The organism is Cupriavidus sp. 01L46 (assembly GCF_056399905.1).
Map to the genome: position 1 here is coordinate 16,081 of NZ_JBFTSF010000004.1, position 14,648 is coordinate 30,728.

A 14,648-nucleotide genomic window follows, 5' to 3' on the forward strand; every position below is an offset into this window, starting at 1 on the left:
GAAGGCCTCAATGCGCATCGGCCAACGGCGCTGCTGGCGGCCCCGCCTTGCGCAGTAGCGGCACCATGGCGGTGGCGATGACAAAGCACACCATGATGACCAGGAAGGCATCGCCAAACGTCTGCGTCTGCGCCTCGCGCCAGGTCAGTGCCCACAGTTGCCTGAGCGCGGCGGACTGCGCGTCGGCGACGTCGTGGCCCAGCGCGGCCATATTGCTGCCCACCGCCTGCAGCAGCGCGCCCATGGCCTCGTTGCTGTAGTTCAGGTGCTCCGCCAGGCGCTGGAAATGCAGGTTGGTGCGGTCGTTCAGGATGGTCGCGCAGCTGGCGATGCCGATCGCGCCGCCCAGGTTGCGCATCAGGTTGAACAGCCCGGACGCCAGCTTGAGCCGCTCCGGCGCTAGCGACCCCAGCGTGAGCGTGACCGCCGGCGCCACCGAGAACTGCTGCGCCATGCCGCGGAACGCCTGCGGCAGCAACAGTTCCTGCGCGCCCCAGTCATGCGTGATGGGCGAGAACTGCCACATCGAGAAGGCAAAGCAGCCCAGCCCGAACATCATCAGCCAGCGCAGGTCCACACGATTGGCGAAGAACGCATAGACGGGGATCGACATGACCTGGAACACACCGGTGGAGAACACCGCCAGCCCGATCTGCAGCGCGCTGAAGCCACGCACGTGGCCCAGGAACAGCGGCGTGAGATAGATGGTGGCGAAGATGCCCACGCCGGTGACGAACGAGAAGAAGCAGCCGAGCGCGAAGTTGAGGTCCTTGAGCGCGCGCAGGTCCACAACCGGATGGGCGTAGGTCAGGCTGCGCCAGACAAAGCCGACGCCCGCCATGCCCGAGATCCAGGCGGTGGTGCGAATCACGTCGTCGCCAAACCAGTCCCAGCGCGGGCCTTCTTCCAGCGTGTACTGCAGGCAGCCGAGGAACAGCGCCATCAGCGTCATGCCGAGATAGTCGGCGCCGCGCACCAGCGACCAGTTGGGCTGGTCCACGCGCACCAGCAGCGGCACCGCCACGGTGATGAAGATGCCCGGCACCAGGTTGATGAAGAACAGCCAGTGCCAGGAGTAGTTGTCGGTGATCCAGCCGCCCACGGTGGGCCCGAGCGTGGGCGCCAGCGAGGCCAGGGCGCCGATGGTGGCCGCGGCAATCACGCGCTGCTTGCCGCCGAAGAAGGCGAAGGCGGTGGTAAACACCAGCGGAATCATCGAGCCGCCCAGGAAGCCCTGCATGGCGCGAAAGGCGATCATGCTCTGGATGTTCCAGGCGAGGCCACACAGCAGGCTGGTTAGCGTAAAGCCCGCGGCCGAAACGGCAAACAGCCAGCGCGTGGACATCACGCGCGAGAGCCAGCCCGACAGCGGAATCACGATGATCTCGGCGATCAGGTAGCTGGTCTGCACCCACACGGTTTCATCGGTGCCCGCCGACAGCCCGCCGCCGATGTCGCGCAGCGAGGCCGAGACGATCTGGATATCCAGCAAGGCGATGAACATGCCCACGCACATGGTGGCGAAGGCCAGCACCTTGGCGGCCGTGCTCATGGAGGCCGCGGAAGACGCYGGCGCAGACGGCTGAGCGGGCTCGACTGGCTGCGTGGCCTGCGCGGGCCCGGCCAGGACGCTGCTGCTCATGGCTGCACCTGCGCGTCGGCGCGGGAATCGACTTGCGCCAGTACCGACAAGCCGGGCCGCAGCATGGCCAGCGCGGCCTCGTTGTCATCCAGCATGATGCGCACCGGCACGCGCTGGACGATCTTGGTGAAGTTGCCGGTGGCGTTCTCCGGCGGCAGCACGCTGAACTGTGCCCCCGTGGCCGGCGCCAGGCTGAGCACGCGGCCGTGGAACACGCGGCCGGGCAACACATCGGCCTCCACCGTGGCGCGCATGCCTGGCCGCAGATGCGCAAGCTGCCCTTCCTTGAAATTCGCATCGACCCACAGGCCGCGCGCCGGCACCACCGACAGCAGCTGCGCGCCGCCCGCGGCGTAGGCGCCCACGCGGGCGCGGCGGTTGCCGATGGTGCCRTCGATGGGCGCGCGCAGCTCCGTGTAGCCCAGGTTCAATTTGGCGATGTCGCGCTCGGCAACGGCTTGCGCGAGCGCCGCCTGCGCTTGCAGCTTCTGCGTGTTGATCACGTCCACCTGGCGCTGCGCGGCTAGCAGGCTGGCCTGCGCCTTCTGCGTGTTGGCGAGAGCTTGCTTGTAGTCCGAGTCGGCCTTTTGCGAGCTCTGGACCGATACGRCCGATTTGGCCGCCAGGCTCTGGTAACGAGCCTGGTCGTCGCGCGAGCGCAGGGTGTCGGCATTCACCGCGGTGACCGCCGCCCGGGMCTGGCCGATCACGGCTTCCTGCAAGGAGCGGGTGGCGTCCAGATTGGCCAGCAGCGCCTGCTGGGCGGCCACCGCCCCTTCCGCCTTGGCCAGCGCGGCGCGGTAGTCGCGGTCATCGATGCGGGCCAGCAAGTCGCCGGCATGCACCTGCTGGTTGTCGGTCACCAGCACTTGCGCCAGGTAGCCCGGCACCTTCGGCGCAATCACTGTGACTTCGCCGCCGACATAAGCATCGTCGGTGCTTTGCAGGAAGCGGCCGTGCGTCCACCAGTGCTGACCATAGGCGGCGGCGCCAAGGCCGGCGGCGATGAGCGCGCCGGTCATGATCAGCCGCTTGCGGCTGATGCGGGGCTTGCTGGTAACGGGGATGGGCGCCGGGCCTGCACGCTCGGCGGTGATATCGCTTGTCATGACGCTTCCTCTGGTTTTCGCTCTAACTTTTGCTTCAACGCGCTAACGCTGCTGTGCTTTCACATATGGGCTGTTGCCTGCGGGACATCGGGGATGGGGGCCGCGCGTGCCCGCGCCGACTTTTCGAGCTTGGCGCGGACGCCCCCGCTGGCGGCCGGGCCGGCCACGACCACGTGATCGGCATCGGTGATCGGATGCCCGGTCTGCGCATCCACCAGGATGGGGATAACGGTGGCGCCGGTCTGGCGGTCCACCAGCAGCACGCTCTCGCCCTCGGGCGAGAAGTGGCGGTTGCCCCAGGCCAGCAGCGCCAGCATCACCGGGCGGAATTCGCGGCCCCGGTCAGTCAGCAGGTATTCGAAACGCGGTGGCCGCGCGCAGTACTGGCGCCGCGCAAGCAGGCCCTCGCGCACCAGGGTTTCGAGGCGGCGCGCCAGCATGTTGGGCGCAATGCCCAGCTGCTTCTGGAATTCGTCGAAGCGGCTGTTGCCATAGAACGCCTCCCGCAGGATCAGGATGCTCCACGGCTCACCCACCCGCGCCAGGCTGCGGGCAATGGGGCAAGGCGCATTGTCGAGCGGCTTCTTCTGCATGTTCGCCACCTCCGGGAAATCAGGTTGCTATCAAGATGAAAGTTAGTATAGAGTTGTAAATATCATCATGCAAGTAACTTGTTGAACAAAACCACTGGGGCGGCGATCAAGCCGCTTCCTGGTTTCCCTGAATCCCAGAATCCCTGAAGGAGATGGACATGAGCCGTACCCCGCCCCGCCCCGGGTTCGCGCCCCAACAGCCGCAGCCGCAGCCGTACCGGCACCTGCGCCAGCACGCGGCGCGGGCCACCGCGCTTGCCGCGGCAGCGCTGACGGCGCTTGGCCTGGCGGCTTGCGCCGCCGTCGGTCCGGACTACAAGGCGCCCGCGGCCGACACCCCAGCCAGCTTCCCGCATGCCGATGCGCTGGCCGCACGCGCCACGCGCCCGCCGGCGCCACCGCTGGATACCTGGTGGACGGGATTCGACGATCCCGCGCTCACGCGCATCGTCCAGCGCGCGCTGGACCAGAACCTGGACCTGGCCGCCGCGTTTGCCCGCGTGCAGCAGGCACGGGCCGCTGCCGCCGAGGCCGGCGCGCAGTTGCTGCCCCAAGGCAGTTTGTCGGCGCAGGCGGCCAAGGTGCATCAGTCGCTGGAAAGCCCGCTAGGCAGGATCGCGAGCAAGTTCCCCGGCTACGACCGCAATGCCGCGCTCTACGATGTAGGCGCGGGCGCGAGCTGGGAGATCGACCTGTTCGGCGGCCTGCGGCGTGGCGCGGAGGCGGCCGACGCCGAGGCGCAGGCCGCGCAGGCCGACCAGCTCGGCGCGCGCATCTCGGTGGCGGCCGAGGCCGCCGATGCCTACTTCCGCGTGCGCGGCGCGCAGCAACGCATTGCCATTGCGCAGGAGCAGGTGACGAACAACGACAAGCTGCTGGACCTGGTGCAATTGCGCTTGCACGACGGGCTTGCGTCCAGCCGCGAGCTGGCCCAGGCGCAAGCGCTGGTGGCGCAGGCGCGCGTCACCATCCCCCCCTTGCGGATCGAGCTGCAAACCCAGTTGAACCGGCTCGATGTGCTGATGGGCGCGCAGCCGGGCACCTACGCAGCCGAGCTTGGCCCCCTGCCGAATGGCGTGGCCGTGCCGGCCATCTCCGTGGCCCAGGGGCCCGCCGACCTGCTGCGCCGCCGCCCCGACGTGATCGCGGCGGAGCGCAGGCTGGCCGCCAGCAGCGCGCGCATCGGCGCGGCCACGGCCGAGTACTACCCCAAGCTGTCCCTATCCGCCCTGCTCGGCTTTGAGAGCCTGAGCGGCGGCAAGCTGTTTTCCGCTGCCGCGTTCCAGCCGGTGGCGGCAGCGGGATTGCGCTGGCGCCTGTTCGACTTCGGCCGGGTGGATGCCGAAGTGGCGCAAGCCAAAGGCGCCAACGCCGAGGCGCTGGTCAACTACCGCAAGGCCATGCTGCGCGCCACCGAAGACGTGGAGAATGCCATCGTCACGCTGACCGAGCTGGAAGCGCAGGGCAAGGAACTGAGCACCGAGATCGACGCCCACGAACGCGCGCGCGGCGCTTCCGAAGATGCATACAAGGGCGGGGCCGTCAGCCTGTTCGAGGTGTTGGATGAGGAGCGCCAGTTGCTGGCCGCGCGCGACCAGCAGGCCCGCGTGCACGCCGACAACGCGCGCGCCGCGGTGGCGACGTTCCGCGCGCTCGGCGGCGGGTGGTAATCGGGTCAGGCCGGGCCTGGGCGGTACCGGGCTCCCTCGGCAAGATGGAAACGTCCTCGGATGCGAGCGGCCCGAAGCAGAGGTAGCTCATGCCGGTAGCTCATGCCGGTAGCTCATGCCGGTAGCCCATGCCGGTAGCCCATGCCGAAATCGTCGACGCTGATGCCCACGCCCAGGCCGCGCGGCCCTTTCTCGGCAAGGGCCTCGGGCTCCACGCGCGCCTTGCACACGCAGCCTGAGCACGTTGCCGGCAGCGCTCGCCGCACCACTGCCGTGCACCTGCACTCGCCAGCGGCATAAGCCGCGCCCAACTGGTGCGCGCCCAGCCCGGGCCAAGGCCGTTTTGTGTACAAAACCTGCACATCACGGTTGTATATAAGTCTGGCATACCTCTTGCGTCTGAGGCTGGCATGACTTTCGCCGCTCCCTCCATGCCAACCTTCAGCGATGCCGCCGGCCACGTCCGCGGCAGCACTTCCGCCGAAATTGCCGAACGCATCACRCAATCGATCCTGGCCCAGCGCCTGGCGCCCGGCACGCGGCTGGGCGAGCAGGCGCTGGCCGGGCTGTTCAGCGTCAGCCGCACGCTGGTGCGCGAAGCCCTGACCCGGCTGGCGGCGCGCGGCATTGTCACGGTGTCGGCCCGGCGCGGCTGGTTTGTGATCGAGCCTTCGCGCCAGGAGGCCCGGCAGGCGTTTGCCGCCCGCCGCGCGATCGAGCTTGGCTTGCTGCGCTATGCGGCGCCGGTCTCCGCCGCTGCCATCGGCCGCTTGCAGGAGCACGTGGCGCAGGAGCAGCGCGCGCTGAGCGCCGACGACGCCGCCCTGCGCAGCTACCTGCTGGGCGACTTCCATGTGTGCCTGGGCGAATGCGTGGGCAATGTGCTGCTGGCCGACACGCTGCGCGACCTGACGGCGCGCACCACGCTGATTGCCATGCGCTACCAGTCCAGCCACCAGGCCAACGAGTCCTGCGCCGAGCATGCGCTGATCGTGGCGGCGCTGGCCGCGGGCGATACCGAGCGCGCCATTGCGCTGATGGACGCCCACCTGTGCCACGTCGAGGCTGGCCTGAGCGCCGCCACGCCGGCGGCCCCGCCGGATCCGCTGCGCCAGGCGCTGAGCCCGCTGGGGCATGCGGCCTGAGCGCGCGGGCAACCGGTAGATAGCAACGATCCGCTTCCTCGATTTCGATTCTTTGAATTTCCACCCCAACGGCAAGCTAGCAAGGACCCTAATGAAGCTCTCCAAACTCCTCCTCGGCCTCGGTGCCGCTGCCCTCGCCTTCTCGATGCAAACCGCCGGCGCCGAAGCGCTGGACGATGTGGTCAAGGCTGGCGTGCTCAAGGTCGCGGTGCCGCAGGACTTTCCGCCGTTCGGCTCGGTCAACGCCGAGATGAAGCCCCAGGGCCTGGACATCGACGTAGCGGCGCTGATCGCCAAGAAGATGGGCGTGAAGCTGGAACTGGTGCCCGTGACCAGCACCAACCGCGTGCCCTACCTGCAGACCAGGAAGGTGGACCTGGTGATCTCCAGCATGGGCAAGAACGCCGAGCGCGAGAAGGCCATCGATTTCAGCGAGGCTTACGCTCCGTTCTATAACGGCGTGTTTGGCCCGGCCGACCAGAAAGTGACTGGCGCCGCCGAACTGGCCGGCAAGACCATCGGCGTGACGCGCGGCGCGGTGGAGGACCTGGAGCTGACCAAGATCGCCCCGGCGACGGCCACCATCAAGCGCTACGAAGACAACAACGGCACCATTAGTGCGTTCCTGTCCGGCCAGGTGCAACTGGTGGCGACGGGCAACGTGGTGGCAGCCGCCATCCTCGCCAAGAACCCGCCCAAGAAGCCGGAACCGAAGTTCCTGATCAAGAACTCGCCCTGCTTCATCGGCCTGAACAAGAGTGAGCCCAAGCTGCAAGCCAAGGTCAACGCGATCCTGGCGGAAGTGAAGAAGGACGGCGAGCTCAATGCGATCACGGTGAAGTGGCTGGGCATGCCGCTGCCGGCCACGCTTTGATGCGTCGATGCATTGATGCGTTGATGCGTTGATGCACTGACGACCCAAGCCACGGGAAGCCGTGCCCGGCGGGCAGCCGCTGCGGCATGGCGTACTGCGCCAGCTCCGCGCTCATGAGCGCCCCAACCGGGCGCCTCCACCGATCGCTACCGCATGTCCTACCAATTCGATTTCCTCTCGGCCTTCKACTACGCCGGCGTGTTCGCGCACGGCATCAAAGTCACGGCTGAACTCACCGCCATGGGCGGCGTGCTGGGGGTGACCCTCGGCATCGCCTGCGCCTGGGCGCGCACCCAGGGGCCGGCCTGGCTGGCGGCCGTCGCGGGCGGCTACGTGGAGCTGATCCGCAATACGCCGTTCCTGATCCAGCTGTTCTTTATCTTCTTCGGCCTGCCCAGCGCGGGCGTGCAACTGGGAGAAATACAGGCCGCCATCCTGGCCATGGTGATCAACCTTGGCGCTTACAGCGCGGAGATTGTCCGCGCGGGCATCGCGGCCGTGCCGCGCGGCCAGCTTGAGGCGGGCGCCAGCCTGGCGATGTCGCCCTTCCAGGTATTTCGCCACGTGGTGCTGCGCCCCGCCCTGAAGAAGATCTGGCCGGCGCTGTCCAGCCAGGTGGTGATCGTCATGCTGGGCTCGGCGGTGTGCTCGCAGATCGCGGTCGAGGACCTGACCTTTGCCGCCAACTTCGTCCAGGGCCGGAATTTCCGCGCGTTCGAGGTCTACCTGCTGACCACCGCCATCTACCTGCTGCTTGCCATCGGGCTGCGCCAGGTGCTGCGCGGCATTGGCGGCATGCTGTTCCGGAGGGCGTCATGACCGATTTTTCAACCTGGGACATCCTGCGCAACCTGCTGATGGCGGTGCGCTGGACCGTGGTGCTGTCGCTGGTGGCCTTTGCCGGCGGTGCCGTCATCGGGCTGCTGGTGCTGCTGATGCGCATCAGCCGGCGCGCGCCGCTGCGCCGTGCGGCATGGGCCTTTATCGAAGTGTTCCAGGGCACGCCGCTGCTGATGCAGCTGTTCCTGGCCTTCTTCGGCCTGGCGCTGTTCGGCGTGGAAATCCCGGCCTGGCTGGCCGCTGGCCTGACGTTGTCGCTGTGGTCCGGCGCCTACCTGGCGGAGATCTGGCGTGGCTGCGTCGAGGCCATCCCCAAAGGCCAGTGGGAAGCCGCCGGCTGCCTCTCGCTGGGCCACCTGCAGCAGATCCGCTACGTGATCCTGCCACAGGCGCTGCGCATTGCCATTGCGCCCACGGTGGGGTTCGTGGTGCAGATCATCAAGGGCACGGCGCTGGCGTCCATCATCGGCTTTGTCGAACTGTCCAAGGCGGGCACGGTGATCACCAACGCCACCTTCAGCCCCTTTACCGTCTACGCGCTGGTCGCGCTGATCTACTTTGCGCTGTGCTGGCCGCTATCCCGCTACAGCCGTCACCTGGAAAGGAAGCTCAATGTCGCTCATCGCCATTGAAAACGTAAAGAAGCGCTTTGGCGCCAACGAAGTGCTCAAGGGCATCGACCTGAAGGTGGAAGCCGGCGAGGTAATTGCCATCATCGGCAAGAGCGGCTCGGGCAAGAGCACCTTGCTACGCTGTATCAACGGCCTGGAGAGCATCGACGAAGGCAACATCACCGTGGCAGGCGCCAAGCTCGGCAGCAGCGAGCTGGAGCTGCGCGCGCTGCGGCGCAAGGTCGGCATGATCTTCCAGCAGTTCAACCTGTTCCCGCACCTGAGCGCGGGGCGCAACGTGATGCTGGCGCCCACGGTGGCGGCCGGCGTCAAAGAGCCGGAAGCCTTGACCCGCGCGCGCGAGTGCCTGGCCAAGGTAGCGCTGGGGGAGAAGTTCGACAGCTATCCCGACCAGCTCTCCGGCGGGCAGCAGCAGCGGGTGGCGATTGCGCGCGCGCTGGCCATGCAGCCACGGGCGCTGCTCTGCGACGAGATTACCTCGGCGCTGGACCCGGAGCTGGTGGTGGAGGTGCTGAACGTGGTGCGCCAGCTGGCCAGCGAGGGCATGACGCTGCTGATGGTGATGCACGAAATGCGCTTTGCGCGCGAAGTGTGCAACCGGGTAGTGTTCATGCATCAGGGGCGCGTGCATGAGATCGGGCCGCCGGAGCAGCTGTTCAGCAATCCGGCTACGCCGGAGCTGCAGCAGTTCCTGGGGATGGCGGCCTGAGGGCATTCGCCGAAGCCAGCGAACAGGCCAAAGCCGCCGAACAGGCCAAAGCCGCGCGCCATGACGACGGCTGTCTCTCCCTCTCCCCTCAGGGCCGGGGAGAGGGGTGGCTAGGAGCCACTTGAAGCGAAGCCCGTGGTGTTTTCCAGCATGCAGGCGTAACGAGCGCCCGCCCTATCCCCCGGCCCCTCCCCCACAAGTGGGAGAGATGCAGAGCAAACCAAGAGACAAAAAATCAACGTGCCAGCACGCCCCGGATCGTATCCGCCAGGTCCTTCGCCAGGAACTTCGACACGTAAGCATCGGCCCCCACCTTGCGCACGTGGTCTTCGCTGGCCGTCCCGGACAGCGAGGAGTGAATCACCACCGGGATCGACTTGAAGCGCGCGTCCGCCTTGATCTTGCGGGTTAGCGTGAAGCCGTCCATCTCGGGCATTTCCAGGTCGGTCAGCACCAGCGCGATCTCGTCCTGCACGGTGCGGCCGTTGGCGGCGGCGTGATCGGCGATCTCGCCCAGTTGCTGCCAGGCTTCCTGGCCGGTCTTGGTCATCAGCACCGGCACGCCCATGGCCTTGAGGCCTTGCTCGATCAGGCTGCGGGCGAAGGCGGAATCGTCGGCGGCCAGAATCTTGGTGCCGGGGCGCAGCGTCAGTTGCGGCCCGACCGTCTTGGGGTCCACTTCCGGCTGGCGGGTCGGCAGCACGTCGCGCAGGATCTGCTCCACGTCCAGCACCTGGACCAGGCGCGGGTTCGCGGGATCGGCCTCGTTATGGAGCTTGGCGATGCTGGTCACCATGTCGCCCCGGACGCTGGTCTCGGCCGAGACCACCTGGTTCCACTCCAGGCGCACGATTTCTTCCACGGCTTCCACGGCAAAGCCTTGCGTGGAGCGCGCGTATTCGGTCACCAGCAGGATGTTCAGGCCGGTGCGCGGCGTGCTTCCCACCATCTTGGGCAGGTCGATCACAGGAATCACCTGGCCGCGGATATCGGCCATGCCGAGCATGGCCGGGCCGCCGCCGACCACGGTGGTGACCTGGGGCATTACCAGGATTTCGCGGACCTTGAAGACGTTGATGCCGAACAGTTCGCTCTGCGCGGACTGGTCCGATTCGCCCAGGCGGAACAACAGCAACTCGAACTGGTTGTTGTTGGTCAGGTTGGTCCGTTCGTCGATGTCTCTCATCGAGCTGCTCATACGCTTCCTTTGTCCCCGCAATGCGCGGGCTCGCTGCGCGGTGTTGATCGTTTCCCCGGGCCAGGCATCGCCGCGTGGCTCCAGCGRTGCTTGGCGCTGGAGCGGCGCGCTGCAATGACGGGCCACTGCACCGGCTAACGGCCAATCCTTGGGGAAATTTAGCGGCTATGCGGCAAAGGGCTGACGAATTCGCACCTCACCCCGCTAAAGTGCGGAATCAGGCAGGCCGGCGGGCCGGCTGGCGTGCGCCACACTGGCCTGCCCGCCGCCACGTTCTTCCACATGCCCGCCAAACCCAAAGCGCATGGCAGAGAGCAGCCGCTCGCCATAGGTGTGATCCTGCCGCGAGCGGAACCGCGCAAACAACGCGCTGGCCAGCACCGGCACCGGCACTGCCTGCTCGACAGCCGCGTCGATCGTCCAGCGCCCCTCCCCGCTGTCAGCGACTTCCCCGGAGAAACGCGAGAGCTTGACGTCGCTGGCAAGCGCCTGCGCGGTGAGATCAAGCAGCCACGAGGACACCACGCTGCCGCGCCGCCACACCTCGGCGATATCCGCCAGGTCGAGCTGGAAGCGCTCGGCCTCGGGCAGGCTTTCGGAGGCCTTGGTCTTGAGGATGTCGAAGCCCTCGGCATAGGCCTGCATCAGGCCGTACTCGATGCCGTTGTGGACCATCTTCACAAAGTGGCCCGCGCCCGCCGGCCCGGCGTGGATGTAGCCGCGCTCCGCGCGGTCGTTCGCCGGGTCGCGCCCCGGCGTGCGCGGGATATCGCCATAGCCGGGCGCCAACGTATCGAACAGCGGATCGAGCCGGCCGACGACCTCCTGCTTGCCGCCGATCATCAGGCAATAGCCGCGCTCCAGGCCCCAGACCCCGCCCGAGGTGCCCACGTCCACATAATGCAGCTGGCGCGCCGCCAGTTCGCCCGCGCGCCGGATATCGTCCTTGTAGAAGGTGTTGCCGCCGTCGATGATGACGTCGCCGGGCTCGAGCAGGTCCGCCAGCGCGGCGATCATCTGCTCGGTGGTGTCGCCTGCCGGCAACATGACCCAGATCGCGCGCGGGGCAGCCAGCTTGCCAACCAGCGCCTCGATGCTGGTGACGCCGACGGCACCGTCCGCCGCGAGGGCCTGCACCTTGTCGGCGCTGCGGTTGTACACCACCACCTCGTGCTGCGCGCGCAGCAGCCGCCTTGCGATGTTTGCGCCCATGCGCCCGAGCCCTATGATTCCGAGTTGCATATCCGGTCCTCTCACTGAGTCATTGGTGATGAAGCTGGTGACGAAACTGGCGATAAAACTGGTGGCGAGCCCTGCTGCTGCCACGAGGCATTGTCTACCTCTCCGTGCGCACTTGCACAGACCTCGCCGCCCTCGTGAACGTGCCATTTAGCGCACTTCGGCCTGACCTGGCACACGTTCGCCGCACTCGATGGTGCAAAATTCCGCAACCCGGATTTACACCAACTAAACACCCGCTTAAAATTGCCCAGCCAGCAGCGGCGGACTTGCATACGACCGGGCGGCTCCGATTTCACCGGCCAGCTTCTGGGGACACAGGCCGGCTAACCCGCCCCCTAGCCATGTCCCTGCTCATGCTGCCAGCCCACCGCCCGCGCCCCGCCGTATCAACCCGCCGCCTCGAGTAGCGCCCACATCACACCTCCGCTTCCCCGTTCGCATTCGCCCCAAGACCGCACTATCCCGCGTGCCCCAAGCATGGCGCGCCACGGTTCGTTGTCCGGGCTCTGCCCTTCCAGCGCCAAGACCCTCGCCTTCGTATCGCCATGTCCGCAAACAGCACGACCCTCGCCGCCCCGGAATCCGGGGAACACCAGCAAGGCAGCATCAACCGGCGCATCGTCGCCATCGTCTTCTTCAACTTCATCGCCTACCTGACGGTCGGCCTGCCGCTAGCGGTGGTGCCCGGCTTTGTCCACGGCGATCTCGGCTATGGCACGGTCGTGGCCGGGCTGGCGGTCAGCATCCAGTACCTGGCCACGCTGCTGAGCCGCGCCTACGCCGGCAACCTGTGCGACCTGCAGGGTGCCAAGAAATCCGTCACGCTCGGGCTCACGCTGGTTGCCGCCAGCGGGTTGCTGGCCGTGGTCTCCAGCCTGTTCGTGTCGATCGGCTGGCTTAGCCTGGCGTGGCTGTTCGCCGGCCGGCTGATGCTGGGCGCGGGCGAGAGCCTGGTGACCACCGGCACCATTGCCTGGGGTATCGGCGACGTGGGCGCCCGCCATACCGGCAAGGTGATCTCGTGGAATGGCATGACCACCTATGGCGCGCTGGCGCTGGGCGCGCCGGTTGGCGTACTGCTGGATGCGCGCTGGGGCTTTGCCTCGCTGGGCATCGTCACCACCGTCATGGCCCTGGCCGCGTTCATGCTGGCCCGGCGCAAGGCAGCGGTGCCCACGGTAAAGGGCGCGCGCATGCCGTTTCGCACCGTGTTCCGCCATATGACGCCATTTGGCCTGTGCCTGGCGCTGGGCTCGGTGGGCTTTGGCGCCATCACGGCCTTTGTGACGCTGTACTACGCCAGCCACGGCTGGGACCATGCCGCGCTGGCGCTGACCAGCCTGGGCGTGACCTTTGTGGTGGCGCGCCTGCTGCTGGCCGATAGCATCGGCCGCTTTGGCGGCTATCGGGTGGCGCTGTGCTCGTTTGCCGTGGAAGCCGCCGGCCTGGCCCTGATCTGGCTTGCGCCGTCACCCGCGCAGGCGCTGATCGGCGCCGCCGTCACCGGCTTTGGCTTTGCCTTGGTGTTCCCGTCGCTGGGCATGGAGGCGGTCAAGCTGGTGCCCCAGAGCAACCGCGGCTCGGCGCTTGGCGCCTATGCGCTGTTCCTGGACCTGGCGCTGGGGCTGACCGGCCCGGTGGCCGGCGTGATCGCCAGCCATGCGGGCTATGGCTCGGTATTCCTGTTCTCGGCGGTGGCGGCGCTGGGCGGGCTGGGCCTGAGCCAGTTGCTGGCGGCGCGGTCGCGGCGCGCTGCCGTACCGGCGCCGACGCCGACGCACTGACTATCGCGACGCGCCAATCTCGCGGCACGCCAGATAAGGCCGTGAGACATTCCAATGCGATGCTTTGATTCGATAATTCTCTGATCTATTTTCGGACTTGTCCGATTGATTTTCAGGCAATTCACACGCATTCAACCGTCAATATCGATGAATCGCAGGCATCGGCCGTTTTGTGCTTGACCCATTCAACTTGCACCGCTACAGTACGCGGGTTCTTAATTCCAGGGCTACCCAGTGAGCACTTGTTCCGACGACAGTAGTCGATCCAGGATCGGCACCTCCGCCTGACGGGCCACGGTATCCCTAGCGACCGTGCCCCGCTTGCGGCACGGTGCTTCGAGGCCGGACGTCCTGTCCCGCCTCTCTTCTTGAATACGGCTTCATTCTTCTGATCGCGCCTGCGTTGCAGCACGCCGCTGCCTGCGCTTGTCCGCGATTTGCACAAGACTCACCGGTGCTTCCTGCTCAATACGGGAGTTCTCATGGTGTGGCACGAATTTGCCCTGCGTTTGCTCGAAGCGCTGGCGCTGGGCGCTTGCATCGGTACCGAACGGCAACTGCGCCAACGCATGGCGGGGCTGCGCACAAACGCGCTGGTCGCCGCCGGCGCGGCCTTGTTTGTTTCGGTTTCCGCCTTTACGTTTGACCCGCAGGGGCATGCGCGCATTGCCGCGCAGGTCGTCTCGGGCATTGGCTTTCTCGGCGCCGGCGTGATCATGCGCGACGGCCTGAACGTGCGCGGCCTGAATACCGCTGCCACGCTGTGGTGCTCCGCCGCCGTCGGCGTGCTCGCCGGCCTTGGCCATGCGCTGGAAGCCGCCATCGGCACCGCCTGCATCCTGTGCGCCAACTTTGGCCTGCGCATGCTGGGCCAGCGCATCAATCGCAACGGCACGGCCACCGCGCCGGAAGTGGAGATGGTCTATCGCATCACCACGGTATGCACGGCCCAGGAAGAAATCCGCGTGCGCGGCTTGCTGCTGCATGCACTGACCGAAATGCCCGCCCTGCTGCTGCAGTCGCTGCACAGCGAGGACACCGCCGCTGGCGGGCACATAGAAGTCCGCGCCGATGTGCTGGCCGCGCCCGGCAATGAAGGCAAGCTGGAGCAGATCGTCAGCCGCATCAGCATGGAGAAGAGCGTTTCCCTCGTGCGCTGGGCCATTCCGGCCGGCGCGCTCGAATAACCCCAAGGAGAAGGAAAGGAGCT

General features: G+C 67.0%; 13 protein-coding genes. 8 read left to right on the top strand and 5 right to left on the bottom strand.

What is annotated here, in order from left to right; translation table 11 throughout:
- Positions 1 to 7: 7 nt before the first annotated feature.
- The 3 genes from AC1DS3_RS01640 to AC1DS3_RS01650 form a co-directional block, all read right to left on the bottom strand.
- The gene (locus AC1DS3_RS01640) at positions 8 to 1,552 is read right to left on the bottom strand and encodes a DHA2 family efflux MFS transporter permease subunit (protein WP_477126594.1); all 1,545 of its coding nucleotides are present in this window, start codon (positions 1,550 to 1,552) and stop codon (positions 8 to 10) included.
- A gap of 86 nt (positions 1,553 to 1,638) precedes the next feature.
- Positions 1,639 to 2,751 (bottom strand): HlyD family secretion protein, encoded by a 1,113-nt coding sequence (locus AC1DS3_RS01645; protein ID WP_477126583.1) that lies wholly within the window; start codon positions 2,749 to 2,751, stop codon positions 1,639 to 1,641.
- Between the two features lie 59 nt (positions 2,752 to 2,810).
- On the bottom strand, positions 2,811 to 3,344 hold the full coding sequence (locus tag AC1DS3_RS01650) for a winged helix-turn-helix transcriptional regulator (protein ID WP_441638438.1): 534 nt from the start codon (positions 3,342 to 3,344) through the stop codon (positions 2,811 to 2,813).
- Positions 3,345 to 3,502: 158 nt separating this feature from the next.
- Between AC1DS3_RS01650 and AC1DS3_RS01655 the strand changes: the two genes are divergently transcribed.
- The 6 genes from AC1DS3_RS01655 to AC1DS3_RS01680 all read left to right on the top strand — a co-directional run bounded on the left by AC1DS3_RS01655 (position 3,503) and on the right by AC1DS3_RS01680 (position 9,214).
- On the top strand, positions 3,503 to 5,014 hold the full coding sequence (locus tag AC1DS3_RS01655) for an efflux transporter outer membrane subunit (RefSeq protein ID WP_441638440.1): 1,512 nt from the start codon (positions 3,503 to 3,505) through the stop codon (positions 5,012 to 5,014).
- A 410-nt stretch (positions 5,015 to 5,424) separates the two neighbouring features.
- Positions 5,425 to 6,159: a GntR family transcriptional regulator gene (locus AC1DS3_RS01660; RefSeq protein ID WP_477109421.1), complete on the top strand. Its 735-nt coding sequence runs from the start codon at positions 5,425 to 5,427 to the stop codon at positions 6,157 to 6,159.
- Between the two features lie 91 nt (positions 6,160 to 6,250).
- The gene (locus AC1DS3_RS01665; RefSeq protein ID WP_441638444.1) at positions 6,251 to 7,033 is read left to right on the top strand and encodes a transporter substrate-binding domain-containing protein; all 783 of its coding nucleotides are present in this window, start codon (positions 6,251 to 6,253) and stop codon (positions 7,031 to 7,033) included.
- A gap of 153 nt (positions 7,034 to 7,186) precedes the next feature.
- Positions 7,187 to 7,852: an amino acid ABC transporter permease gene (locus AC1DS3_RS01670; RefSeq protein WP_477126584.1), complete on the top strand. Its 666-nt coding sequence runs from the start codon at positions 7,187 to 7,189 to the stop codon at positions 7,850 to 7,852.
- Positions 7,849 to 8,505 carry an amino acid ABC transporter permease gene (locus AC1DS3_RS01675; protein WP_441638448.1) on the top strand — a complete coding sequence of 219 codons (657 nt, stop codon included), beginning with the start codon at positions 7,849 to 7,851 and terminating at the stop codon, positions 8,503 to 8,505. The genes AC1DS3_RS01670 and AC1DS3_RS01675 overlap by 4 nt, the downstream gene beginning before the upstream one ends.
- Positions 8,486 to 9,214, top strand: a complete 729-nt coding sequence (locus AC1DS3_RS01680; RefSeq protein ID WP_441638450.1) for an amino acid ABC transporter ATP-binding protein — start codon at positions 8,486 to 8,488, stop codon at positions 9,212 to 9,214. Before AC1DS3_RS01675 ends, AC1DS3_RS01680 begins: the two co-directional genes overlap by 20 nt.
- Positions 9,215 to 9,449: 235 nt before the next feature.
- On the opposite strand, the gene AC1DS3_RS01685 is transcribed toward AC1DS3_RS01680, so the two are convergent.
- Positions 9,450 to 10,412 carry a chemotaxis protein gene (locus tag AC1DS3_RS01685; protein WP_441638452.1) on the bottom strand — a complete coding sequence of 321 codons (963 nt, stop codon included), beginning with the start codon at positions 10,410 to 10,412 and terminating at the stop codon, positions 9,450 to 9,452.
- A gap of 204 nt (positions 10,413 to 10,616) precedes the next feature.
- The gene (gene gnd / locus AC1DS3_RS01690) at positions 10,617 to 11,654 is read right to left on the bottom strand and encodes a phosphogluconate dehydrogenase (NAD(+)-dependent, decarboxylating) (RefSeq protein WP_441638454.1); all 1,038 of its coding nucleotides are present in this window, start codon (positions 11,652 to 11,654) and stop codon (positions 10,617 to 10,619) included.
- A 545-nt stretch (positions 11,655 to 12,199) separates the two neighbouring features.
- Between gnd and AC1DS3_RS01695 the strand changes: the two genes are divergently transcribed.
- Positions 12,200 to 13,438 (top strand): MFS transporter, encoded by a 1,239-nt coding sequence (locus AC1DS3_RS01695; RefSeq protein WP_441638456.1) that lies wholly within the window; start codon positions 12,200 to 12,202, stop codon positions 13,436 to 13,438.
- 485 nt (positions 13,439 to 13,923) lie between these two features.
- Positions 13,924 to 14,625, top strand: coding sequence for an MgtC/SapB family protein (locus AC1DS3_RS01700; protein WP_201777403.1), 702 nt, complete (start codon positions 13,924 to 13,926; stop codon positions 14,623 to 14,625).
- The last annotated feature ends 23 nt before the right edge of the window (positions 14,626 to 14,648 follow it).